Annotated in this window: 16 protein-coding genes; 6 read left to right on the top strand and 10 right to left on the bottom strand. The window is 69.5% G+C overall.

Annotation, left to right across the window (positions count from 1 at the left end):
• Positions 1 to 468: 468 nt before the first annotated feature.
• The 5 genes from dapB to eccD all read right to left on the bottom strand — a co-directional run bounded on the left by dapB (position 469) and on the right by eccD (position 7,257).
• The gene (gene dapB / locus VGS97_RS10650) at positions 469 to 1,218 is read right to left on the bottom strand and encodes a 4-hydroxy-tetrahydrodipicolinate reductase (protein WP_326853176.1); all 750 of its coding nucleotides are present in this window, start codon (positions 1,216 to 1,218) and stop codon (positions 469 to 471) included.
• 60 nt (positions 1,219 to 1,278) lie between these two features.
• The gene (locus VGS97_RS10645; RefSeq protein WP_326853175.1) at positions 1,279 to 2,655 is read right to left on the bottom strand and encodes a pitrilysin family protein; all 1,377 of its coding nucleotides are present in this window, start codon (positions 2,653 to 2,655) and stop codon (positions 1,279 to 1,281) included.
• A gap of 69 nt (positions 2,656 to 2,724) precedes the next feature.
• Complete coding sequence (locus VGS97_RS10640; RefSeq protein ID WP_326853174.1) at positions 2,725 to 4,974, bottom strand: polyribonucleotide nucleotidyltransferase; 2,250 nt, start codon at positions 4,972 to 4,974, stop codon at positions 2,725 to 2,727.
• A gap of 376 nt (positions 4,975 to 5,350) precedes the next feature.
• Positions 5,351 to 5,620, bottom strand: coding sequence for a 30S ribosomal protein S15 (rpsO, locus tag VGS97_RS10635; protein ID WP_326853173.1), 270 nt, complete (start codon positions 5,618 to 5,620; stop codon positions 5,351 to 5,353).
• A gap of 224 nt (positions 5,621 to 5,844) precedes the next feature.
• The gene (eccD, locus tag VGS97_RS10630) at positions 5,845 to 7,257 is read right to left on the bottom strand and encodes a type VII secretion integral membrane protein EccD (protein ID WP_326853189.1); all 1,413 of its coding nucleotides are present in this window, start codon (positions 7,255 to 7,257) and stop codon (positions 5,845 to 5,847) included.
• 223 nt (positions 7,258 to 7,480) lie between these two features.
• Here eccD and eccCa point away from each other — a divergent pair, with 223 nt between their 5' ends.
• Positions 7,481 to 11,449, top strand: coding sequence for a type VII secretion protein EccCa (gene eccCa / locus VGS97_RS10625; RefSeq protein ID WP_326853172.1), 3,969 nt, complete (start codon positions 7,481 to 7,483; stop codon positions 11,447 to 11,449).
• 89 nt (positions 11,450 to 11,538) lie between these two features.
• Here eccCa and VGS97_RS10620 read toward each other — a convergent pair whose 3' ends face one another.
• Both VGS97_RS10620 and eccB read right to left on the bottom strand, forming a co-directional pair.
• Positions 11,539 to 12,837: a S8 family serine peptidase gene (locus VGS97_RS10620; RefSeq protein WP_326853171.1), complete on the bottom strand. Its 1,299-nt coding sequence runs from the start codon at positions 12,835 to 12,837 to the stop codon at positions 11,539 to 11,541.
• Between the two features lie 21 nt (positions 12,838 to 12,858).
• Complete coding sequence (eccB, locus tag VGS97_RS10615; protein ID WP_326853170.1) at positions 12,859 to 14,370, bottom strand: type VII secretion protein EccB; 1,512 nt, start codon at positions 14,368 to 14,370, stop codon at positions 12,859 to 12,861.
• A gap of 518 nt (positions 14,371 to 14,888) precedes the next feature.
• On the opposite strand from eccB, the gene eccE reads away from it, so the two are divergent.
• Both eccE and VGS97_RS10605 read left to right on the top strand, forming a co-directional pair.
• Positions 14,889 to 16,052 carry a type VII secretion protein EccE gene (gene eccE / locus VGS97_RS10610; protein WP_326853169.1) on the top strand — a complete coding sequence of 388 codons (1,164 nt, stop codon included), beginning with the start codon at positions 14,889 to 14,891 and terminating at the stop codon, positions 16,050 to 16,052.
• The gene (locus VGS97_RS10605; RefSeq protein ID WP_326853168.1) at positions 16,049 to 16,930 is read left to right on the top strand and encodes a hypothetical protein; all 882 of its coding nucleotides are present in this window, start codon (positions 16,049 to 16,051) and stop codon (positions 16,928 to 16,930) included. The genes eccE and VGS97_RS10605 overlap by 4 nt, the downstream gene beginning before the upstream one ends.
• 1,925 nt (positions 16,931 to 18,855) lie before the next feature.
• Here VGS97_RS10605 and VGS97_RS10600 read toward each other — a convergent pair.
• A complete protein-coding gene (locus VGS97_RS10600) occupies positions 18,856 to 19,146 on the bottom strand; it encodes a hypothetical protein (RefSeq protein WP_326853167.1) in 291 nt (96 codons plus the stop codon).
• A gap of 30 nt (positions 19,147 to 19,176) precedes the next feature.
• On the opposite strand from VGS97_RS10600, the gene VGS97_RS10595 reads away from it, so the two are divergent.
• Positions 19,177 to 20,070 carry a MinD/ParA family protein gene (locus VGS97_RS10595; protein ID WP_326853166.1) on the top strand — a complete coding sequence of 298 codons (894 nt, stop codon included), beginning with the start codon at positions 19,177 to 19,179 and terminating at the stop codon, positions 20,068 to 20,070.
• Between the two features lie 181 nt (positions 20,071 to 20,251).
• Positions 20,252 to 21,574, top strand: a complete 1,323-nt coding sequence (locus VGS97_RS10590; RefSeq protein WP_326853165.1) for a M20/M25/M40 family metallo-hydrolase — start codon at positions 20,252 to 20,254, stop codon at positions 21,572 to 21,574.
• Here VGS97_RS10590 and VGS97_RS10585 read toward each other — a convergent pair.
• Positions 21,521 to 22,897, bottom strand: coding sequence for a hypothetical protein (locus VGS97_RS10585; protein ID WP_326853164.1), 1,377 nt, complete (start codon positions 22,895 to 22,897; stop codon positions 21,521 to 21,523). The two genes, VGS97_RS10590 and VGS97_RS10585, sit on opposite strands and share 54 nt — an antisense overlap.
• Before the next feature lie 196 nt (positions 22,898 to 23,093).
• Here VGS97_RS10585 and VGS97_RS10580 point away from each other — a divergent pair, with 196 nt between their 5' ends.
• Positions 23,094 to 23,945 carry an LLM class F420-dependent oxidoreductase gene (locus VGS97_RS10580; protein WP_326853163.1) on the top strand — a complete coding sequence of 284 codons (852 nt, stop codon included), beginning with the start codon at positions 23,094 to 23,096 and terminating at the stop codon, positions 23,943 to 23,945.
• A 21-nt stretch (positions 23,946 to 23,966) separates the two neighbouring features.
• Here the strand turns inward: VGS97_RS10580 and VGS97_RS10575 are convergent.
• Positions 23,967 to 24,308: riboflavin kinase (locus tag VGS97_RS10575; RefSeq protein WP_326853162.1), on the bottom strand; the 342-nt coding region annotated here is incomplete at its 5' end.

Raw genomic sequence — 24,308 nt, 5'->3', positions numbered from 1 at the left:
GGGGTGACCAGAGGAGCGGTGACCACGATCACGACTGGTGCTGACGCTGCGGTGAGCGCGGTCCGGCCGCTGGGGTATGGGGGTGCTTGGCGCCACAGGCGACACCGGTACGGGAGCGGAGCGGCCTTGCGTCAGCGAGGCTGCGGAGCGTGTGGGGCGGGAGGGCGGGTAGCCGTAGGCGTTATGAAGCCAGCCGCAGGCGTCGGCGGAGCGCAGCGGAGCCCCGAGCAGCGCAGCGTTCGGCGCTTGGCGGGTGCGCGGCAGCGCGCTGAGGCCGTGGAGCGGCCGAGCCTTGGGCGAGGGCGCGGAGCGGGGGCAGGGTGCGGGAGTGCGGCATTGCCAGCGCGGCGTGTTCCAGTCTGCTGCGAGCGTCGTTGGAGGCGGTCGAGTCGGCGCGCGGCGTCGGGTGGGCGCGGCTACGTGGGGATGGGCCCGCATCTGACACCGGTTGGTCAGTATTTGGTGGGCCTACTGGTCCAGGTAGTGCTCTAGGCCGACGGTTAGGCCGGGGTGTTCGGCGACCCGGCGCACGCCTAGCAGGACGCCGGGCATGAAGGAGACTCGGTCGAGCGAGTCGTGGCGGATGGTCAGGGTCTCGCCCTTTGCGCCGAGCAGGACTTCCTGGTGGGCGATCAGGCCGCGTAGGCGCACCGAGTGGACGGGGACGCCTTGGACCGTGCCGCCGCGGTGGTGGTCGGCGTCGTACGTGGTCGCGTCGGGGAAGGGGGCGCTTCGGGCCTCGGCGCGGGCTTGGGCTACCAGTTCGGCGGTGCGTTGGGCGGTGCCGCTGGGGGCGTCGGCCTTGTCAGGGTGGTGCAGTTCGATGATCTCTACCGACTCGAACAGGGGCGCGGCTTGAGCGGCGAACTTCATCATCAGGACGGCGCCCAGCGAGAAGTTCGGGGCGATCAGGACGCCGGTGGACGGCGATGGCGACTCGGCCAGCCAGGCCTGCACTTGGGCGATCCGGTCGGGGGTGAAACCGCTGGTGCCGACCACGGCGTGGATGCCGTTTCTCGCGCAGAACTCCAGGTTGTCCAGGACGGCCTGGGGATGCGTGAAGTCCACGGCTACGGTCGCGCCTGCGGCGATCGCTGCTTTCGGGTCGTCGTCTACGTCGATACGCGCGACGACCTGCATGCCGTCGGCCTCGTCCACGGCGTCGCAGACTTGTTGTCCCATGCGGCCGGCGGCGCCGAAGACGGCTACGTTGATCATGGCGGACCTGGTGTCCCTAGTGTCAGGAGTGTCATGAGTGCAATGAGTGTCATGTCAGTGTCAGGAGATGAAGGCGGAAGGGTCCTTGTACGGACCGATGACGGCTACCGCGGGAGACGCCGTGAGCAGGTCGGCGGTCACGGCGCGCACGTCGTCGAGCGTCACTCCGGCGATCAGGTCCAGGACCGCGTCCACCGACAGGTGCTCGCCGTAGACCAGTTCGCCCTTGCCCAGCCGGCTCATCCGCGAGCCGGTGTCCTCCAGGCCCAGGACCATGCCGCCGCGTAGTTGGCCGATGCCGAGGGCGAGCTCACTTTCCGTGATACCGGTCTTCACCAGGTTGGCGATCTCGGCGCGGCACAGGTCGATCACTTCGCGCAGCTTCTTCGGCTGACAGCCCGCGTATACGCCGAACGCGCCGGCGTCAGCGTATTGCGAGGCGTAGCTGTACACGGAGTAGGCGAGGCCGCGCTTTTCACGCACTTCCTGGAAGAGGCGGGAGGACATGCCGCCGCCCAGGACCGCGGCCAGGACGCCCAGGGCCCAGCGGCGATCGTCGGTGCGATGCACGCCCGGCATGCCGAGGACCAGGTGCGCCTGCTCGGTCTTGCGGTTGATCAGGCGCGTGCCGGCGCCGGACGGGGCCGTGCTGGCGAGGTTACGGGGGCCCGACGGGGTGAGGGCCGGGTCGAGCAGGAGGTGCGAGTCAGTGGTCGATGTGGAGCGCTGGAAGGCCTCGTAGATCAGTTCCACGACACGGTCGTGGTCGAGGTTGCCGGCGGCCGCCACGACGAGGTTGGGACCGGTGTAGTGGCGGTGGTAGTGCTCGGCGATCTGGTTCCTCGTGAGGGCCTTGACGGACTGCACGGTGCCCGCGATGGGGCGGCCCAGCGGGCTGTCGCCGAACAGCGCGAGTGCGAACTCGTCGTGCACCACGTCGCCCGGGTCGTCGTCGGTCATCGCGATCTCTTCGAGGATCACGCCGCGCTCCGACTCCACGTCCTCGGGGCGGATCAGCGCCGCCGCGACCACGTCGGTGACGACGTCGGCGGCGAGCGGCAGATCCGCGTCGAGGACCCGGGCGTAGTAGCAGGTGTACTCCTTCGTGGTGAAGGCGTTGATCTCTCCGCCGACCGCCTCGATCGAGGCGGAGATGTCCAGCGCCGAGCGCCGCGCGGTGCCCTTGAACAGCAGGTGCTCCAGGTAGTGGCTGGCGCCGGCCGACTCGGGGCCCTCGTCGCGCGAGCCGACGCCGACCCACACGCCGAGGGTCACCGAACGGACCGAGGGCATCGCCTCGGTGATGACGCGGATGCCTCCGGGCAGCACGGTCCGGCGGATCTCGCCGGAGCCGTCCGTGCCCGGAAGCACCGTCTCGGTCGCGCCCGCAAGCAGCGCGCGTGCCCCGGCACGCGGGGGCGGAGTCTGCTCGGCCACCTGTATCAAAGTTCTTACCTGGTTGGTGTGGGCGCTCGCGCGGGTTCTGGTTGGTGTGGGCGGTCCGGGTCAGTCCTGGTCGGGGGCGGCGTCGGCCGCCTTGGCCTCCTCCTCGGCCGCCTGCTCGATCACCGGCACGAGCGAGAGCTTGCCGCGCTGGTCGATCTCGGCGATCTCCACCTGGAGCTTGTCGCCGACCTTGACCACGTCCTCGACGTTCTCCACCCGCTTGCCGCCGGCGATCTTGCGCAGCTGCGAGACGTGCAGCAGGCCGTCCTTGCCGGGCATCAGCGAGACGAACGCGCCGAAGGTGGTGGTCTTGACCACCGTGCCGAGGTACCGCTCGCCGACCTCGGGCATCGTCGGGTTGGCGATCTGGTTGATCGTCTGACGGGCCGCTTCGGCGGAGGTGCCGTTGGCGGCGCCGATGTAGATCGTGCCGTCGTCCTCGATGGTGATGTCGGCGCCGGTGTCCTCCTGGATCTGGTTGATCATCTTGCCCTTCGGGCCGATGACCTCGCCGATCTTGTCCACCGGGATCTTGACCGTGATGATCCGCGGGGCGTACTGGGACATCTCGTCCGGCGCGTCGATCGCCTCCAGCATGACGTCCAGGACGTGCAGCCGGGCGTCGCGGGCCTGCTTGAGCGCCTGGGCGAGGACGGAGGCGGGGATGCCGTCGAGCTTCGTGTCCAGCTGGAGGGCGGTCACGAAGTCCTTTGTGCCGGCGACCTTGAAGTCCATGTCACCGTACGCGTCCTCGGCACCGAGGATGTCGGTCAGCGCGACGTACTCGGTCTTGCCGTCGATCTCGGCGGACACCAGGCCCATCGCGATGCCCGCGACCGGGGCCTTGAGCGGCACGCCCGCGTTGAGCAGCGACATCGTGCTCGCGCAGACGGAGCCCATCGAGGTCGAGCCGTTCGAGCCGATCGCCTCGGAGACCTGGCGGATCGCGTACGGGAACTCCTCGCGGCTGGGCAGGACCGGCACCAGCGCGCGCTCGGCGAGGGCGCCGTGGCCGATCTCGCGCCGCTTGGGCGAGCCGACCCGGCCGGTCTCGCCGGTGGAGTAGGGCGGGAAGTTGTAGTTGTGCATGTAGCGCTTGCGCGTCTCCGGCGCGAGCGTGTCGAGCTGCTGCTCCATCCGCAGCATGTTGAGCGTGGTGACGCCGAGGATCTGGGTCTCGCCGCGCTCGAACAGCGCCGAGCCGTGGACCCGCGGGACGACCTCGACCTCGGCGGCCAGGGCGCGGATGTCGGCCACGCCGCGGCCGTCGATGCGCACCCGGTCGCGGATGATCCGCTCGCGCACCAGTTTCTTGGTCAGCGCGCGGAACGCCCCGGAGATCTCCTTCTCGCGGCCCTCGAACTGCCCGGCCAGCTTCTCGACGGCCACGGCCTTGACCCGGTCCTGCTCGGCCTCGCGATCCTGCTTGCCCGCGATGGTGAGCGCGGCGGCGAGGTCGGCGCAGACGGCCTCCGAGACGGCCTCGAAGACGTCCGGCTGGTAGTCGAAGTACTGCGGGAACTCGGGCACGGGCCTTGTTCCGTTCAGATGCTGTGCGGCCTGCCGGACCAGTTCGGCCTGCGCCTGGCACAGCACCTTGATGAACGGCTTGGCGGCTTCGAGGCCCTCGGCGACGACCTCTTCGGTCGGCGCCTGCGCGCCATCCCTGACCAGCTCGATCGTGGCGGTGGTGGCCTCGGCCTCGACCATCATGATCGCGACGTCGCCGTCCTCCAGGACGCGCCCGGCGACCACCATGTCGAAGACCGCGTTCTCCAGCTCGGGGTGGGTCGGGAACGCGACCCACTGGCCCTCGATCAGCGCGACGCGCACGCCGCCGATCGGGCCGGAGAACGGGACGCCCGCCAGCTGCGTCGAAGCGGAGGCGGCGTTGATCGCGACCACGTCGTAGAGGTGCTCGGGGTGCAGCGCCATGATGGTGGCGACGATCTGGATCTCGTTGCGCAGGCCCTTCGCGAAGGAGGGGCGCAGCGGCCGGTCGATCAGCCGGCAGGTGAGGATGGCGTCCTCGGAGGGACGGCCCTCGCGGCGGAAGAAGGAGCCGGGGATCCGGCCCGCCGCGTACATCCGCTCCTCGACGTCCACGGTGAGCGGGAAGAAGTCGAGCTGGTCCTTCGGGTGCTTCGAGTACGTCGTGGCGGACAGCACCATCGTCTCGCCGTCGAGATAAGCCACCGCCGAGCCGGCCGCCTGCCGGGCCAGCCGCCCGGTCTCGAAGCGGACGCAGCGGGTGCCGAAGCGTCCGTTGTCGATGATCGCCTCGGTGGTGTAACTGCTGGGACCCTCCACGGGTGCCCTCCTTGTCGTGTCCTGACGGAACGCGACGCCGCCGACTCGGCGACCGAACCTGGACACCGGTCTCCGATCGAAGCCGCCGGACCGCGGGCGGGCGCCCCGCGGGCGCCGGCCTTCCGACGGCCACTACCGAAGATCGGTACCGGCCTCTCCTGCGGCGATGAACGCCGCGTTCCTTCATGCTGTCGGCCCGGCCGTCCCGGCGCGGACCCCTTCTCACTATCTAACTTTCCAACGTCACGCTAACCCATGCGGTCAAGGCGTGGGGCGCCGAAACACCACAACAGGGTGTCGGTGTCGCATCCATCGACCGCGATACGCCAAGGAGCGGCGCCCGAGGTCTCCGGGCACCGCTCCCAACCGTCCGTGACTATCGGCGCAGACCGAGTCGCTCGATGAGCGAGCGGTAACGCGCGATGTCGCGGGAAGCGAGGTACTTGAGCAGCCGGCGGCGCTTGCCGACCAGCTGGTACATCCCCCGGCGGGAGTGGTGGTCGTGCTTGTGCGCCTTCAGGTGCTCGGTCAGGTCGTTGATGCGCTTGGTCAGCAGCGCGACCTGGACCTCCGGGGAGCCTGTGTCGCCCTCCACCGTGCCGTACTCGGCGAGGATCTGCTTCTTCGTGGCGACGTCGAGCGCCATCGGACTCCTTCGTCAGTCAAGCACCCGGGTGCACTCGGTCTTGGTCACGAGCACGGCGAAACCCGTCGGTGCATGTGTCCACAGAATGGACTGTGGAAAAGTCTATCGGAAGTAAAGGGTGTTCAACGCCAAGATCAACGCTGGGATCAAGGGCGCGAGATCAGCGCCGTGACGGGATTGTCGTGTAGACGGGGCGGTGGTGTGGCACCGCTGCGGTGTGGCGGCTAGTGGTGCGACTGTACGGCGCCGTATACGTGCAGCACGCCGAGCAGCACCGGGATGACCGAGGCGAGGAGCAGTCCGTCGAGCAGGTCGACGGTGCGCGCCCAGCGTGGGGAGAGTGAGCGGCCGGGCAGAGCGAAGGCGACCGTGACCAGAACCAGGCCGACGGCCAGCGTGATTCCGAAGAACCAGGTCTGCCGGGCCAGGTCCGAGACGTGCACGCCTGCGCCGACCAGCAGCAGGAGAAGGGTGCCGACGCCGCTCCACACCAGCGTGCCGACCTGCGCCGCGCGGCGGAAGAGCCGGGCGCGCGAGAGGGCGGCCAAGCCGAGGATCCCGGCCATGGCCTGCGCCCACGGGCCGCCGCCGCGCCCGTCGCTGGAGAGGGCCAGCACGAAGGCGGCGAGCACGACGGTCAGGCCGCAGGCCGCGGCCAGACCGGTGAGCAGCTCGTGGCTGCGGCGGGCGCGGCGGTCGATGGCCGCGGCGTCGACCGGCTCGTCGTTGCCCGGAGGCAGCGCGGCCTTCTGTGCGGTGCTGCTGACCTGCGGCGCGCCGTCCACCAACTGCGGCATCGGGAAGCGCACGGCGCGCAGCGCGAGGCCGGGCATGAAGCCGATGGCCGCGATCGCGACGGTGCCCGCGCCGGCGGCCAGCTTCACCGGAGCGGCCCCGGTGGCCAGACCGACCGCGCCCGCGACGGCGCCGACAGCCGCGGCGATGGCGGCGGCGAGGTACGGCTCGTCGTGCTGTTCCTGAAGGATCGCGCCGATCACCGCGACGACGAGCACCGCCGAGCAGCCGACGATGAAGTGCGAGCGGCCGAGGCCCGCGCCGGGGTCGACAGGCAATGCGCCGAGCCCGGCGAGGAATGCGTACGGCACCGCCGCGCCGCCGAGGACCGCGCCGCCGACGTGGTCGCCGTACACGCGGGAGCGCAGCCCGCCGAAGACGGTGAGCAGCAGGGCCATGACGGCGGCGACGAAGGCGGGCATGCCGTGCGGATCGTTGGACGTCCACAGCACCCAAGCGCCGAGGGCGAGCAGCGCCGCGCCGCCGGTCAGCCCGATCTGCCGCAGGTGCGGGGCGCCCCACATCCGATGGTCGTCCGAGACGCTCTGCGCGATCGCGTCCACCACGTCGTCGAAGACCGGCGGGGGCAGGGTCTCGGTGGCCGGGCGCAGGTAGAGCAGATCGCCGTTGCGCACGCCTTGTGCGGCGAAGGACATCCCGGTGTCGAGCTCGGCGCCGTCGAGCCGCGCGAGCACGAAGCCGGCGTGCGCGCCCTCACTCTGCCACTGGTCGGCCATCCGCAGGATGTCGGGCAGCAGTTCGGCCAGCGGCACGTCTTCGGGCAGAGCCACATCGACCCGGACATTCGGCGCAACCACCGTAATCCGGCAGAACCCTGTCATAAGCCCACTGCCACTCACCGCAGCCCTCCTCGTCCCCGCTCACGTACGGCTTTTCGGCGATGCGGCATCTTACCCGCGCCGCGGAGACCGGGGCACTTGGCCGGGAGGATGGGGATATCCGGTCGCTAGCATCAGGGTCACGACCGGATCGCGGCTAGCATCTCGGGCAACGCGAAGCGGTCGGCGCCACACACGGGAGGGCAGCGGCTTGAGTACGGTCATTGTGAAGAGGCCACCGCGGGTGCATCCCCCGCAGGTGCCTTCCGGGGAGGTCTACCTCGAACCGCCGCCCGAGCTGGCGCGCGCCACGAAGGACGGCGGCGCGCTGATGCAGGCGCTGCCGATGCTGGCCAGCGTCGGCTCAGTGGCCTTCTTCTTCATGCCCGGCAGCAATGTCCTGATGAAGCTGATGGGCGGCATGACGCTGATGTCGTCGCTCGGCTTCGTGGTGATGTCGCTGACGAAGGGCCGCAGCGGGGGCAAGGGGAAGACCGCCGACGCACGCCGCGACTACCTGCGTTACCTGAGTCAGGTGCGCGCGCAGGTGCGCAAGACCCAGCAGCAGCAGTACACCGCGCAGATGTGGTCGCACCCGAACCCGGCGCACCTGTGGGCGATCGTGACCAGCGGTCAGCGGCTGTGGGAGCGGCGGCCGACCGACGGGGACTTCGTGCAGGTACGTCTCGGCTCAGGCGCGCAGCGGCTCTCGACGCCGCTGGTCGCGCCGGAGACCGCGCCGGTGGACGAGCTCGAACCGATCTGCGCGGACGCGCTGCGCCGCTTCATCACCGTGCAGGGCACCCTTGAGGCGCTGCCGCTGGCGGTCTCGTTCCGCTCGTTCTGGCATGTGCTCATCGGCCCGGTGGCCAACGGAACCGCCGACGACGCGCGCAGCGAGGCCCGTGCGATCCTCGCGCAGCTGGCGACCTTTCACGCGCCGGACGAGCTGCGGATCTGCGTCGTGGCCGCGGAGAACCGGCGGCGGCACTGGGAGTGGACCAAGTGGCTGCCGCATGCTCAGCACCCGAAGGACGCCGACGCGGCGGGTCCGGTGCGGCTGATCTTCTCGGACGCCTCGCAGCTTGAGGAGGCGCTCGGCTCGGAACTGGTCGACCGTCCGCGTTTCTCGCGCGAGAACACTCCGCTGTACGAGGCGCCGCACATCGTCGTGATCGTCGACGGCGCGCGGGCCAGCGGCGAGTCGATGCTGCTGCACGGCGACGGCCTGATGGGCGTGACGGTCGTCGAGATCGACACCGACGGTCACGCCGGGCCGGTACGCGGCGGCGTGCACCTGGGCATCGACGGCACGACGCTGCATCTGGAGACCGCCAGCGGCGCGACCTTCACCGGCGAGTCCGACCTGCTGTCCATCCCGCAGGCCGAGGCGTTGGCACGTCAGTTGGCGCCGTTGCGGGTGGGTGGTGGTGCGGATGGTGACGAGCCGTTGCTGTCGGCGTTGGATTTCACGGATTTGATGGGGATCGGAGATCCGGGGTCGTTCGATACGCGACGTGGTTGGAAGCGTCTGTCGCCCCAGGATCGGCTTAGGGTACCGATCGGGGTGGGTGAGAACGGCGAGCCGGTGATCCTGGACATCAAGGAAGCCGCGATGGGGGGCATGGGTCCGCACGGTTTGTGCATCGGGGCGACCGGTTCCGGCAAGTCCGAGGTGCTCAGAACCCTTGTGCTTGCGCTGGCGGTCACCCACTCCTCGGAGAATCTGAACTTCGTGTTGTCGGACTTCAAGGGTGGTGCGACGTTCGCGGGAATGGCCGAAATGCCGCACACCGCGGCGGTGATCACGAACCTGGCCGATGATCTGACCATGGTGGACCGAATGAGGGACGCCATCGTGGGAGAGATGAACCGGCGTCAGGAGTTGCTGCGCGACGGGGGGAACTTCAAGAACATCCACGACTACGAGAAGGCCCGGGCGGCCGGCGCTGCTTTGACGCCGATGCCGAACCTGGTGATCGTGCTGGACGAGTTCTCCGAGATGCTCACCGCGAAGCCGGAGTTCCTGGACTTGTTCATCCAGATCGGCCGGATAGGCCGGTCGCTGGGTGTGCATTTGCTGTTGGCGTCGCAGCGCCTTGAGGAGGGCAAGCTGCGGGGGCTGGATACGTACTTGTCGTACCGGCTCGGTTTGAAGACGTTCTCGGCCGCTGAGTCAAGGGTTGTGCTCGGCGTGCCGGACGCGTTCAACCTGCCCTCGCTGCCCGGCTCGGGTTACCTGAAGACCGTCGGGCAGGAGAGCGGCAACCCGGCCGGTGCGCGGTTCAAGGCGGCGTACGTGTCAGGGCCGTATCGTCCGGCGACGCGCACCACGGTGGCGCGCACGCTGGACCACCGCCGCCCGACGCTGTTCACCTCCGTGTACCAGGCGCCCCCGCAGGTGGATGAGCAGATGGCGGCCACAGCGCCGCCGCAGGATGACGACGCGCTGGTCGACACGGTGCTGGACGTGCTGGTGCGCCAGATGGAGGGCCAGGGCCCGCCCGCGCACCAGGTGTGGCTGCCGCCGCTCGCAGAGCCGCCCACGTTGGACCAGCTGATGTCCGGTTTGCAGCCGACCGCGCAGCGCGGGCTCACGGCGACCGAGTACTCCGGGGCCGGGCGGCTGCTGGTGCCGATCGGGATCGCGGACAAGCCGATCGAGCAGAAGCGCGAGCTGTACCAGATCGACCTGTCCTCCGCCGCCGGACACGCGGTGATCGTCGGCGGCCCCAGGACCGGAAAATCCACCCTGGTGCGCACCATCCTGACCGGACTCGCGCTCGGGCACACCCCGGCCGAGGTGCAGTTCTTCGGGCTCGACTTCGGCGGAGGCTCCCTGTCCGGCCTGGCCGGGCTGCCGCACATGTCCGGCACCGGCGGGCGCCTGGACGCGGACGTGGTGCGCCGCGTCATCAGCGAGGTCGTGGCGATCCTGGACAAGCGCGAACAGTCCTTCCGCCGCCACGGCATCGACTCCATCGGCACCTTCCGCGCCAAACGCGCCCGCGGCGAGCTGCCCGACGAACCCTTCGGCGACGTGTTCCTGGTCGTCGACGGCTGGGCCACCCTGCGCGCCGACTTCGAACTACTCGAACAAGACATCCTGGAAATCGCCCAACGCGGCCTCGGCTTCGGCGTACACGTCATCATCACCGCAGCACGGTGGGCGGAGATCCGCCCGCAGCTCAAGGACGCCATCAACACCCGTATCGAGCTGCGCCTGGGCGACCCGATGGAGTCCGACATCGACCGCAAGGTCGCGATCAACGTGCCCACCGGCACCCCCGGCCGCGGCCTGACCCCGGGCAAGCTGCACTTCCTGGCCGCACTGCCGCGCATCGACGGGATCGAAGACGCGACGGACCTCGCCGACGGCGTCGCAAAGACCGTGCACGCCATCGCCGACGCCTGGCAGGGCCCTGCGGCACCGAAGCTGCGGATGCTGCCGCTGATGGTCCCCTACACCGACCTGCCCGACACCTCGCGGCGCCCGGGCCAGGTCGTGCCGCTCGGCGTGGACGAGACCAGGCTGGAACCGGTGTACCTGGACTTCAACAACGACCCGCACTTCCTGCTGTTCGGCGAGGGCGAATCCGGCAAGACCAGCGTGCTCAGAACGCTGATCAAGGGCATCACCGACGCCTACACCCCGCAACAGGCCCGCATCCTCGCGGTCGACTACCGCAGGGCACTGCTCGGCGCCATCCCGGAATCGCACCAACTCGCGTACTGCGCCGCCGCGCCGGCGGTGCAGAGCGTGCTGGGCGAGGTCAAGCCGTTCCTGGACAAGCGCCAGCCGGGACCGGACGTGACCGCCGAGCAGCTTCGTACCCGGACATGGTGGACCGGCCCCGAGATCTTCGTGATCGTCGACGACTACGACCTGGTCGCCACCCCCGGCGGAAACCCGCTGCTGCCACTGGGCGAATACCTGCCGATGGCCCGCGATCTGGGACTGCACCTGATCATCTCGCGCGCCTCCGGCGGCGCCGGCCGCGCCCTGTTCGAACCGCTGATCCAACGCCTGCGCGAATCACGCCAACCCGGCCTCGTGCTCTCCGGCGAACGCGACGAGGGCCAACTGCTCGGCCAGGTCCGCCCCAGCCAGCAACCCCCCGGCCGCGGCACCCTGGTCTCCCGCAAGCACGGCACGGTCCTGGTGCAGACCGCGTACCTCCCGCCACCTGTGTAGCTCAGGACGTGATTCAAGAGACGTAATCCAGAGTGGCCGCAGCCCACCGTCGGGCTGCGGCCACTCGCGTCCAGCGGCTGACTCTACGGCTACTGCATCAGGCGACGACGACGCGCGTCACGTGCCACGAGCGTCCCAGCCACGGCGACGACCACGAGCAGGATCGCGACGACGAGCGCGATGTACGCACCCTTACGCTGGTCGACCACGATCTGCGCCGGGGCCGCGTCCACAACCGGCAGCATCCTCGTGCCGTGCTTGACCGGCTTGGCCTTCGCCGGGCCGTCCGCGTTGGGACCGGCGCCGAACAGCCCGGTCAGGCTGCCCGGATCGGCGCTGAGCGCCGATCTCGCGTCCACCTCGCCCCAGCCCTGCGACGACGTCCACTGGCCGTTGCCGCTCGCCGTGGACTCCAGCACCTTCATCACCGTGTCGACCTGCCAGGTCGGGTGCTGCTCGATCAGCAGCGCGGCCACCGCCGCGACGTACGGCGCGGCGAAGCTGGTCCCGTTGTCGATCCAGATCTTCCCGTCCGGGAAGATCCCGCCGACCGAGACGCCGGGCGCGGTGACCCCGATGTAGGGCCCTGTCTCGGAGAAGTCCGCGACGCCGCCGTCCTGCGTCGCGGCACCGACCGCGAGCAGATAGGGCGCATACGAGGCCGGATACATCACCGGGTTGATGCCATGGTTGGTGCTTCCGTCGACGGCCTGGGTGTTGCCGTAGTTCCCGGCGGACGCCACGATCAGCACGTTCTTCTGGTACGCATTCAGCACCGCGGCCTTGAGGTCGGCGTCCGCGGTGTATCCGTCCTGCGATATGTTGATCACCTGCGCACCCGCGGTGACCGCGGCGTTGATCGCATCGGTGAGCTTGGCCTCGGTGTTGCCGCCGGTGACGTTGCAGCCCGCCTCGCGGTATATCAGCAGTTCGACTCCCGGCGCGATGCCGACCATGCCGTTCTTGGTCGACGACTGCGCGGCGATGATCGAGGCGACCATGCTGCCGTGGCCGTCGACGTCCACCTTGTACTGGCCGCCGCTGTCAGTGAAGTCCTGCCCGCCGACGACGTTCTTGGACAGCTGTTTGTCGCTGCCGTCGATCCCGGTGTCGATGATCGCCACCTTGACGCCTTTGCCGGTCGGGTGCACGGACCAGGACTGCGGGTTCGCGTACAGGATCTCCGGGGGCGTGGCGGACTGGTCGGCAAGCACCGGCTGGTCCTTCTTCGTCGTACACCCACTGTCGTCCGCCAGCGCCGTCCGGCCATCGCCGACCACGGTCGCACGGTAAGTGTCCCCGTTGCTCGGTACGCCGCCAGGTAAGAGCACGCACGCGCCCACCGCCAGCAGGACCGCAAGTCCGGGTCCGGATGCGTATCGCTTCATCGCTTTCTCACTTCGCCGCTCTCACCCGCCGTTGAGCGACGGCGAGATGCCCGCGCTCCCCGGATCGAGGATCGCACCGGCCTGAATCAGCTGCATCCAGTTGTCCGGGACCGGGTTGACGTGCACGTTGTCGTACTGGAGCTGCTTTGCGGCAGAGGTCTGCGTCGACTGGCCGTTCGGGCCCGGGATCGTGGCCGTCGCAGGCATCTTGTACCGCACTCCGGTGTCGGTGACCAGGTACTCGGACCCGCTGGTCTGACTGTTGCCGCCACTCACGTCGCGTGCCAGCGCGGCATGTCCGGGGCGCACCAGCACGAGGTCGGCGAGCGACGAAGCGCCGCTCTGCGCGACGCCTGCTCCCACGATCAGCGGCTGCGGGAGCTGCGTGCCGTAGGAAAGCGTGAGATGCGGTACGTCGCCGTCAAAGGCTCCGGAAAAGCTTGTGCAGAACACGCCGAATGCGGGGCCGACGCCGTCCGTGTCGAGCGTCGTCATCGTGTTCTGCGGCCAGTTGCTCGAAGCGTTGATGAGCGAGACCGGATTCTGCTGCTCGTCCTTCGGCGCGGCGGCGCTCACGTCGGACGGTTTCAGCGCCATCTCCTGCACGTTGCGGTGTTTTTTGAGCTCAGGCCCGGCGCTGTAGAGCGTGTAGGCGAAGTAGCTGACTTCGACCAGTCCGGAGTCGGTCTCGATGTATCCGGCCTGCTGCCCGTTCGCGGCGGTGAAGGACCCGTAGTCGCCGACATGCTGGCCCGGTTGCGAGGAGAGCGATGCGGGCAGCGATGCGCCCATGTCCGCGACGGTCGGGTACTGCAACGGGGCTCCGCGCTGGAAAGCGTCAAGCCACGTGTCCGAGACCCACGGGCCGTCGGCCTGGCGGCTTGTCAGCGTATTGATCACGTCTTTTTCGTCGACCTGATAGGCGTAGTCCCCGGCGACCAGAAAATCCTTGCCCGACGAGTCATGCACGACGAACGCCGTGGACTGCGACACGGTCTTGTCGCTGCTGTAACCGATCTCAAGGACCGTGTTGCCGCCCGGCTTCGTCTGGTCCGCAGCGTTCTGGGACTGCAAGCACAGGGTCCACTGCGTGAGGTCGACGTTGCCGGCAGTCGGGACGTCCGGCGGTGCACCGGCGATACCGAACGGCGCTCCCATGGTGATGTTCGCACCGTTGATGACGTTGTCCGGGACGTCGAACTTCTTGAAGTTGGGTCCGAGCAGCAGCCGTGCCGAGGTGATGTTCAGGACGGGATGCAGTTCCTTGTCCTGCGGCGAATAGACGTAGGCCGCACCCGAGGAGCTGTCCACGGCCAGGCCGCTCTCCCAGCCGCTCGGCGCGGAAGGCTTGAACACGCCGAGCACCGCGACGCCGGCCACCGCGATGGCGCTGAGTATCGCCGAGACGAAGAACGTCTTCACCGGACGCGGGGCCGCCTCGTCGCTCCCCGTGGGCGAAGGCGCGATCAGGTTCGCGACCATGCGCCGCCGCGCGAACACGAACGCGTCCAGCTGATCCTTGCGCGTCGCCATGCTCTGTCCCTCGCCCCCATGAAGACGTACGAATGCCGCGGTTCCGCTGCTGCGCGCCCGGTCGACTTCGCAGCGCCCCAGTGCGCGCCGTGCACACGGTACCCTCTTTCGCGCCGATCCCGCGGACCGGCCGACCGACGGCCTGAAGTGGGCCGAAAAGTTGTCCACAGGCCCGGAACGAGCGGTGGAGTTCGGCGGCGCGGACGAAGTACGGTAGCTATGGAATTCCGATTCCACCGGCGGAACGACCTCGGGGCGCAGCCCCCGGCGACGGCATGGGGGCAGGCACGAGGGCAATGGCGACGGCGACGAGCAGACGGGGTGCGGGCAGCCCGAATTACCCGAGCGGGAATCAGTCGGGCAATCCGAATCCGCGGAGTAGTCAGGGGTCTCAGCGCAATCAGGAGCCTTCGGGGCGACGCACGGCTGGGCGACGGCAGGGCGACGCACCCGGTTCGCAGCGGCCCCATCCGGCCGCTGCGCGCGCGCATCCGTCCGTCTACCCACGGCCCGGCCGGATGGGCCCGCTGCTGGTCATCCGCCTGATCTTCCTCGAAGCCGCGGCCGCACTGATCGCGGTGCCGATGCTGACGAATCACATGTTCTGGATCGCGCTGACCTTGCCTCTCGCGGCGCTCTGCGTGATCGGCGCGCTCGGCGGCAGCCGTGGACGGTGGATCGGCCAGGTGTCCGCGGTCCGCGGCGAGTTCCGTGAGCGGCGTTCGCAGCATGTGGACGCGTCCGGCGGCGAGGCCGCGCTCGCCCCGCTGCGTGAGACGTTCCCGGCGCTGCGTACCACGAGCGTGAGCAGCCGTACCGGCGAACCGGTCGGCATGATCGGTGACGGGACCTTCCTGACCGCGGTCGTGCGCGTCGGCGCGCGGCACGAACCGCTGCGAGCTCAGCGCAGCGCGCAGCCGTTGCCGCTCGGCGTAGTCGCCGGAGTGCTGTCCGACGAAAGACTCTCGGTCTCATGTGTCCAGCTGGTGACACACACTCAGCCCGCCCCTGCACCGCACTTGCCGCCGCACGCACTGGCAGTGCGCTCGTACCAAGGCGTGATGGGGGACGTGCCCGCGCAACGCACCACTTGGGTAGCGGTCCGCCTCGATCCGGAGCAGTCCGCCGGAGCGATCGAGGCGCGCGGCGGTGGACCGGTCGGCGTTCAGCGCACGCTGTTGACAGCGATACAGCGGGTCGCCAGCGACCTGGAGGGGGCGGGCTTTTCCGCAACGCCGCTCAGCGAGCCCGAACTCATCACCGCGATCGGCACGGCTTGCGCCGTCAACCCGCAGGTGGGCATCACGCCGCGTGCGGCCGGGGCGACGCACCGCACCGAAGAGACCAAGCGCACTTGGCGCTGCGACGACCGCTGGCACACGTCGTACTGGCTGGACAAGCTGCCGAAACTCTCGGCCGACAGCACACCTCAGCTCGTCGCCGCGCTCACCGGCGCGCCGACGCTGGCCACCAGCTTCGCCGTCACCGCGACTCGGGGCACCGGCGGCTCGCTCGGCTTCAGCGCGCACGTCCGAGTCGCGGCGCGGTCCGAGGCGCAGCTGACCGAGGCGGCAAAGGCGCTAGAACAGCGCGCGGCGAAGGCGGGGGCGCATCTGACCCGGCTGGACGGCGAGCAGTTGCCGGGCCTGATCGCGACGATCCCGCTGGGAGGGGAGGCATGAGCACCGCGGACTCCCGCTCCCAGCGCTACGCACGCACCGCCACGCCGCACGCGTCCGGCGCCTACAACGTGAACACGGTCCAGAGCACGCAGGCACCAGCGCCAAGTCGCGGCCGCAACCGCAGCGTCCCGCAAGAACAGCCCCGCCTGGTCGTTGCCGCCCGGCCGCCCAGGGCCGACGAAACCAGGCTTCTTCCAGTCCGCGGCCCGCGCCACGAGCGTCACCTGCTGGAGGCAGACGAGCTCAACACGCTGAGCCTCCCGGTAGGCGACGACGGTGTCGTCATCGGCACGGATCCGCAGAACCGGCCCGCGGTGCTCGGCCTGTTCCGTCCGCGCGCAGTGGACGGCGCACTCGTCGCAGGGTCGTATCTCGCCCAACTCATCGCACTGCGAGCGGCGGCGACCGGCGCCCGGATCGTGATCGAGACGGCCCGTCCGGAGCTGTGGAGCCCGCTGGCGCAGAACGCGGGCGGCGGCCAGCAGGTCGTCGCTCTCGTCCCAGTCCGCCGAGTGGGACCGCTCGGCGCCTCCGCCGCGAGCCCGGTCCTGCTGATCCGCGACTGCGGCGCCCGCCCGCCCCGCCTCGCCCAGCCGAAGACGGCCTGGCAGACCACGCTGACGCTGCTGCCGTTCCTCGACCCTGGGTACGCCGGCCAACTCGTCGGTGCGGACCTGGTGGCCCTGCAACGCATCTCGCCCCAGGAGACGCAACTCGCCACGCGAGTCATCCGCATAGGCGTCGAGGACGTGCAGGCGCTGCCCGGCCTGCCGGACGAGCTGACACTCTGGTGCGCACGTCACGGTCGTCAGTATGTTTACAGCATGCCGACGCAGCTCGAAGCCGGCCTGCTCGGCACCCCGAGGCGCATGGACTGACGGCGGCGGCCACAGATTCACAGCAGGTCGACAGCGGGTTGACCGCGAGTGGACCGACGCCGGATTGCTGAATGTCGGATTACCGAATGCTGCGATGACATACGAATTACCCGATTTCACACGCATTCCATGGCGGGTGTCGGTCTGACTACAGTTGTGCCAACGGCGGACCTGAAAGGGTGGCGGTGGCGGCAGTGAGCGGCGAGCACGGCTTCGGCGACAGCCCCGAGGACGAGGACTGGACCGGCCCGGTCTACACGGCCCCGGACTGGTACAAGCAGGCCGGCGATCCCGCCACGCCCGAAAGCACCGAGCAACAAGGGCAACAAGGGCAACAAGGGCAACAAGGGCAACAAGCGACGACGCAACCACGACTTCCACAGGCGCCGCAACCGCCACAGTTACAGCAGGCGCAGCAGCACCCGCAGCCACAACAACCGCAGGTCCACGGGTACGTACAGGCGTCAGAGGGACAGGTACCGTACGGTCAGACGCCGTACGGTCAGGCGCCGTCACCAGCCAGTCAGGCAATGCACGGCCAAGTGCCACCACCAGCCAGTCAGGCTCCACCCGGTCAGGCACCGCAGGCGCCACCACCACTCGGTCAGGCACCACTCGGTCAGGCATCGCACGGCCAGGCAATGCACGGCCAAGTGCCGCAGGCGCAGCCACCAGTCGTTCAGCCGCCGCAGGGACAGCCAGCACTGGGGCAGACTCCACTGGGATCGGCATCGCAACAGGGGCAGGAGTGGCCGTCACAGCCACCGCCACAGCCATCGCGGCCGCCACAACCATTCGGTGCGCCTCCACAGCTGCCACAGCCAGAGCAGGCGTTCAGCGTGCCGCCACAGCAACCATCGCCTCAGCCAGAGCCATCCGCAGCCTTCGATACGCATTCGAACACGCCGTCAAATCAGTCGCAGGCACCGCAGTCCGCGCCACCGTTCATCCCCCTTGCACGTCCGTCTCATCACGTGCCAGCCCCGACGTCGCCGCCCCCGCACCCGTCCGCACCCGCGCCGACATCAGCATCGCCGGCTCCACCGCTCGCTCCCCCGCCCGATGGCCAGCGTCCGCTCACTCCGCCGCCGCCGATCGGTCGACCCATCGTGCCCCCGCCAGGGCCTCAGGCCGATATGCCAGGCCCGCACTTCGGCCAACTCGCCACTCCGCACGCCCCGCCACCACAGATGCCACCGCCACAAGGACCGCCTCCACAAGAACGACCTCCACAGGGACCACCTCCGCCGCCATCGCAGCGCCCGGCGCAGCCGCTGACATCTGAATCTGCACCTTCTGCACCTTCAGCGGTCGAGCGTCCCGGGCACTGGAACGTCGCGCCGCCCGTCGCCAGCGCATGGCAGGCCGAACCGTCAGCGCCGCAGAACGCCGTGACACCGAACTCTGCGGCACCAAGCGGAAGCCCTCAGACGCCCCAGGTACCTCAGGCACCCGCGCCCCAGGCACTCCAGGCACCACGGCACGCTCCGCCACAGCCGCCGATGCCCACTCCCCCACAGGCGCTTCCGGCGCAGCCTGCCCTGCCGCAGCCGATCCAGCCGCCGCAGCGTCCTGCTCCGCTACCTCCGGGACAGGTACAGCCGCCTCCGGGACAAGCATCGTCGTCCCCGTCATCCTGGTCGTCCGCGCTGCCGGCACCTGTCGTTCCCGCGCCGATCAACGTTCCGCCCCCACTGCCCACTCAGCGCATCCAGCGCGTGCCCGACGGTCCGATGAACTCCACGCCGCACCCCGCACCTCCAGCGCCGTCAGCGCCTCAGCCGCTCGCCGCGCCTCCAGCGCAGCACGCTCTGCCTCCCGGCATGCCGCCCAACTCCTCCTGGGCATCGCAGCCAGCTCCACCAGCACCACAATCACAGCCACAGCCACAATCGCCGGCGCAGCCACACGCACAGGCACCCCAGCTACAGGCACCGCCGCCGCAACAGCAGCAGCAGTCGCCGCCACGGCCACTGGTGCCGCCTCCGGTCGGCCAGAATCCGCAGGATCCGCCACCGCAGTACGGCACGTACCAGCCGCCTCCCGGCGCGACGGCACCGGCCGGGTATGTACAGCCTGGCCAGCAGCCCGGCCAAGCGAACCCTCAGACGTACCCACAGCAACCGGGCCAGCAGCCCGCTTACACAGCCCGGCCGGGCGGTTATCCGGCACAGCCGCAGGTACAGCCGCCGGGGGCGATCCCGCTTGGCTTCCAAGCGTCACAGGACCTGACCTCCGATCGTCTGGTGCGCAAGGCCGAGCCGGTCGCACGCACCGGGTGGCGCAAGACGCTACGCACGGCTTCCGGCGGGCTGATCAAGCCCGCGCCGGGCAAGGCCGAGGCTCACCGCATGGAACTGCTCGCGCGGGTACGCACGCCGCTGCACGGCTGCCATCGCATCGCGGTGATCTCGCTGAAGGGTGGCGTCGGGAAGACCACGACCACCACCGCCCTCGGCGCGACGCTCGCCTGGAACCGCGGCGACCGGGTCATCGCGGTGGACGCCAACCCGGACGCGGGCACGCTCGGCCGACGGGTGCGCCGCGAGACCGGAGCGACCATCCGCGACATGCTCCAGGCGCTGCCCGCGATCCAGAGCTACGTGGACATGCGCCGCTACACGTCACAGGCCCCCAGCCGCCTGGAGATCCTGGCCAACGACGTCGATCCGGCCGTGTCCACCACCTTCAACGACGAGGACTACCGGCGGGTCATCGACGCGCTACAGCGGCAGTACTCGATCATCCTCACCGACTCGGGCACCGGCCTGCTGTACTCCGCGATGCGTGGCGTGCTGCAAATGGCCGACCAGCTGATCATCGTGTCCACCGCCAGCGTGGACGGCGGCAACTCGGCGTCCACCACCCTGGACTGGCTGATCGCGCACGGCTACCAGGACCTGGTCTCACGCTCGATCACGGTGATCTCGGGGGTGCGCACCACGGCCAAGGAGTTCGACCTGAACCAGCTGATCACGCACTTCGCCGCGCGCTGCCGCGCCGTCGTGCCGATCCCGTTCGACCCACATCTGAGCACCGGGGCGGAGATAGACCTCGAACAGCTGCGGCCGGCGACCGCGGACGCCTACCTGGAACTGGCGGCGTATGTCGCGGAGGGCTTCGGGGAGCGCGCGCGCTGATTCGGTCGGCGTGCCGAAAGCGCGTTCTGCGACCAAACCGGACTGCCCCGGAGCGCGAAGCGGGGCAAGACAGGGTGCGGTGCGTGGTCGGCGCGTGATCGGTGTCGTCGACGTGCCGTCAATCATCATCGGTGGGTAATCGGGTCGGCGTTGGGTGATTGGCTTGAGTACGGTGGATCCCATGGACATCCACCCCGACGAGGCCGCGTACGGCGAGGTGGTCGGCCTGCTGACCGACCTGATCCGCATCGACACCTCGAACCCGGTCAAACCCGAGCGCCCCGCCGCCGAATACGTCGCCTCACGGCTGGCCGAGGCCGGATTCGAACCGCGGATCTTCGAGTCCGGGCCGGGCCGCGCCTCCGTCGTGGTCCGCTTCGAGGGCAGCGACCCTTCCGCCGACGCGCTGCTCGTGCACGGGCATCTCGACGTCGTCCCGGCCGAACCGGCCGACTGGTCCGTGCACCCCTTCTCGGGCGAGGTCAGGGACGGCCTGGTCTGGGGCCGCGGCGCGGTGGACATGAAGAACATGGACGCGATGGCGCTCGCCGTCGTGCGCCGCATGGTCCGCGAGGGGCGCCGGCCGCGCCGGGACGTCGTGCTCGCCTTCGTCGCCGACGAGGAGGCCGGCGGCAACGATGGGGCGAAATTCCTTGCCGAGAAGCATCCCGAGTTGTTCTCCGGCTGCACCGAGGCGATCAGCGAAGTCGGCGGCTATTCGTACGAGATCGCCCCCGACCTGCGGCTGTACCTGATCGAGACCGCGCAGAAGGGCCTGTCCTGGTTTCGGCTCCAGGCGCGCGGCCGGGCCGGGCACGGCTCCATGCTCAACGACGAGAACGCGGTCACCGCGCTGGCTGCGGCGGTCGCCCGGATCGGCGCGCACCGCTTCCCCACCACGCTGATCCCGACCGTCCGCGACTTCCTGAACGAGGTCTGCGACGCCCTCGGCGTGCCCTTCGACCCGGCCGACCCCGAGGCGGCGGTCGACCGGCTCGGCCCGCTGGCCAGGTTCGTCGGCGCCACGCTGCGGCACACCGCCAACCCGACCATGCTCGAAGCCGGATACAAGACGAACGTCATCCCGGAGCGGGCGTCCGCGGTGATCGACGGGCGTTTCCTGCCGGGCGGCGAGCAGGAGTTCTTCGCGGTGATCGACGAACTGGCCGGGCCGGGCATCACCCGCGAGAGCATCCACCACGACCGCTCGGTCGAAGCACCCTTCGACGCCCCTATCGTCGAGGCCATGCTCGCCGCGCTGCTCGCCGAGGACCCGGCCGCGCGCGCCGTGCCCTACTGCCTGTCCGCCGGGACCGACAACAAGACCTTCGCCTCGCTCGACGTCTCCGGAAAGGGCGGGATGCGCGGCTACGGCTTCGTGCCGCTGCGGCTGACCCCCGACCTCGACTTCGCCGCGATGTTCCACGGCGTGGACGAGCGGGTGCCTGTCTCAGCGCTCGATTTCGGATGCCGGGTGCTCGATCGTTTCCTCGCCATCGCCTGAGAAGTCCGCCGCCTGCGCGTAGGGCGTGTGCTCGAACCATCGGCGGTCGCCGCGCATCGGACGCGGGATGCGCAGGCGTATGTGCGTGTCCGACGGGTCGTCGAACCGCGCGGCGTGCCGGCCCTCGTAAAGCGCCAGATACACCCGGCGCACCTGGATCGCGGTCTCCAGTTCCCCGTTCATCCGGGCGTAGAACTGCTCCTTGTACGCCTCATCGGTCAGCGACGAGACGGCGAAGAAGAAGGCTGAGACCGCGGCCAGGAAGATGGCCACCTGGAACAGCTTCTTGTCCAGGTTGAAGCCGACGTAGTAGCTCAGTTCGTGGCCGAACGCGAGCGCGTTCTCCGGCCGCTGCCCGGTCCACTCGGCGATGTGCGCGCGGTCCATCGTCAGCCAGCCGAAACCGGCGAAGAACACGAATACCAGGACCGCGAGCAGCAGCACCTGGAGCATCTGCCCGACGAACAGCACCATCAGCACATTGGCACGCTGCTTGCCGTTCAGGTCGACCGCCCCGTCGTGCAGGGCCACCCGTTCGGCGACGCCCTCCATCGGGGTGCCCTTACACGCCTGGCTGATCGTGCCGCGGTCGTCGTGCGCCGCGACCCGGCGCACCTCGGCCGGCAGCCGGTAGACCAGGAACAGGACGGTGAAGACGGCGAAGAGGCCCACCACGCTCCACAGCCGGTGCCGGGTCATCTCCCCGGCGAAATCCCAGACGTCCTTGCTGATGAACAGGAAGCTGTTGAACAGGAACAGCAGCGGCAGCGCACGCGCCGCCAGGTCGAGGACCTCGCCGAGTTCCTGGAACGTGCGCCGGACGGTCCAGCGCAGCAGCGGCAGCAGCGCGGAGGTGAACACCGAGATGCCCAGGACGACCCCGAGGTTGACGGCCACGTCGATACCGGTGATCTTCCAGCTCTGCAAGCCGTTCAGCCGCCAGTCCTTGCGCACCACGGCGTCCACGATCGGCGGGATCACCATGAACGCGCCGACCTCGATCCAGCCGATCCGCCGGGGCCGGGCCAGCGCGCCGCGGCCGCCGGCCAGGTTGCGCAGCACGTAGATCGCGAACAACAGCCCGACGCCGAGCGCGGCGCCGCCGATCCGCTGCGGGACCGTCAGGCGCAGCGAGAGCACGACCATCAGGCTGATGACAAAGTAGACCACCAGCAGTGGCAGCGCCCTGGTGAAGACGTCGTCGGCGGCCGTGCGCTCCTCGATGAAGTACGGCAGGCCACGGCTGACGAACCAGCCCTCCGTCCTGCTCAGCAACGCGTCGTCGTCGACGTCGTCCGCGATCGTGGCGACCAATGTGGACATGCAGTGATCCCCGGCTCCCCCAGCGTGACATCGCGGGACAGCCCCGGGATGTCACTGTGCTCACTCGTCGTCAGATGACTGAGCACGTTACCGAACGCACGACCGCACAAGCCAGTCGGCGCCGGGCTGCGAGGTCCGGATCTTCCACCATGCCGGATCTTCCACTGTCGCGGCCGGATGCAGTAGGAAGGATCACATGGGGAATCTGCGTTTCGGAATCAAAGTGAGCCAGGGCGTCACCATCGACACGCTCCGGCAGGTGTGGCGGATCGCCGACGAGGCCGGCTTCGACCACTGCTGGAACATGGACCACTTCGCGAGCCTCGGCGGCGACGACACCAAGGACATCTTCGAGGCGTGGACGACGCTGGCCGGCATGGCGGCGCTGACCACGCGGGTGCGCATCGGATGCTCGGTCACGGGCAACACCTATCGGCATCCCGGCGTGCTGGCGAAGATGGCGGTCACGGTCGACCACCTGTCCGGCGGCCGGCTGGAGTTCGGCCTCGGGGCGGCCTGGGCCGAGAACGAGCACACCATGCTGGGGCTGCCCTTCGGCACCGCGGGCGACCGGGCGGACCGGTTCGAGGAGGCGCTGAAGATCATCACCTCGCTGTGGACCGAGCCGACCACGACGTTCAACGGCAAGCACTACCAGCTCAAGGACGCGATCGCCGAGCCGAAGCCGGTGCAGCGGCCGCATCCCCCGATCTGGATCGGCGGGGCCGGACCGAAGCGGACGCTGCGCTTGGCCGCCGAGTACGCGGACGTGTGGAACGCTCCCGGAGGCGAGCCCGCCTTGGTTGCCGAGTCGTCGGCGATCCTCGACCGGCACTGCGCGGACATCGGCCGCGATCCGGCGCAGATCCGGCGGTCCGTGCAAATCCGCTTCGACGACGACGCGGACGCGCTGCTGCGCACCGTCGAGGAGTTCGCCGGCATCGGCGTCACCGAGCCGCTGCTGGTCGTGAACGGCGGCGACGTCGCCGCCCGCGCGCAGCGGCTGGCCGAACTGCTGCCGCGGCTGCGCTCGATCGGTAGCGCGTGACCGTCGCATGCGGCGGGAGGCTTACCGGCTCCGGCTCACGGGGGTGAGCAGAGCCAGGGCCTCCTCAACGTCCTGGTTCATCCGCTTCACCAGCTCCTCCATGGAGTCGAAGCGCTCCTGTCCGCGCAACCGGGCGAGGAAGTCCACTGCGACATAGCTGCCGTACAGCTCAAGGTCCGTACGCCCGATCGCGTAGGCCTCCACGGTGCGTGCAGTGCCGTTGAAGGTCGGGTTGGTGCCGATCGAGATGGCCGCGGGCAACGGATCGCCGTCCACGACGAGCCAGCCCGCGTAGACGCCGTCGGCGGGGATGGCCGTGTGCGGCGGGGTGTCCACGTTCGCCGTGGGAAAGCCGAGCTCCCG

The sequence above is a fragment of the Actinocrinis sp. genome (assembly GCF_035946395.1).
In the GTDB taxonomy this organism is placed as follows: domain Bacteria; phylum Actinomycetota; class Actinomycetes; order Streptomycetales; family Catenulisporaceae; genus Actinocrinis.
The sequence above is the reverse complement of the archived record's forward strand: the minus strand, read 5'-3'. Positions and strand labels throughout refer to the sequence as shown.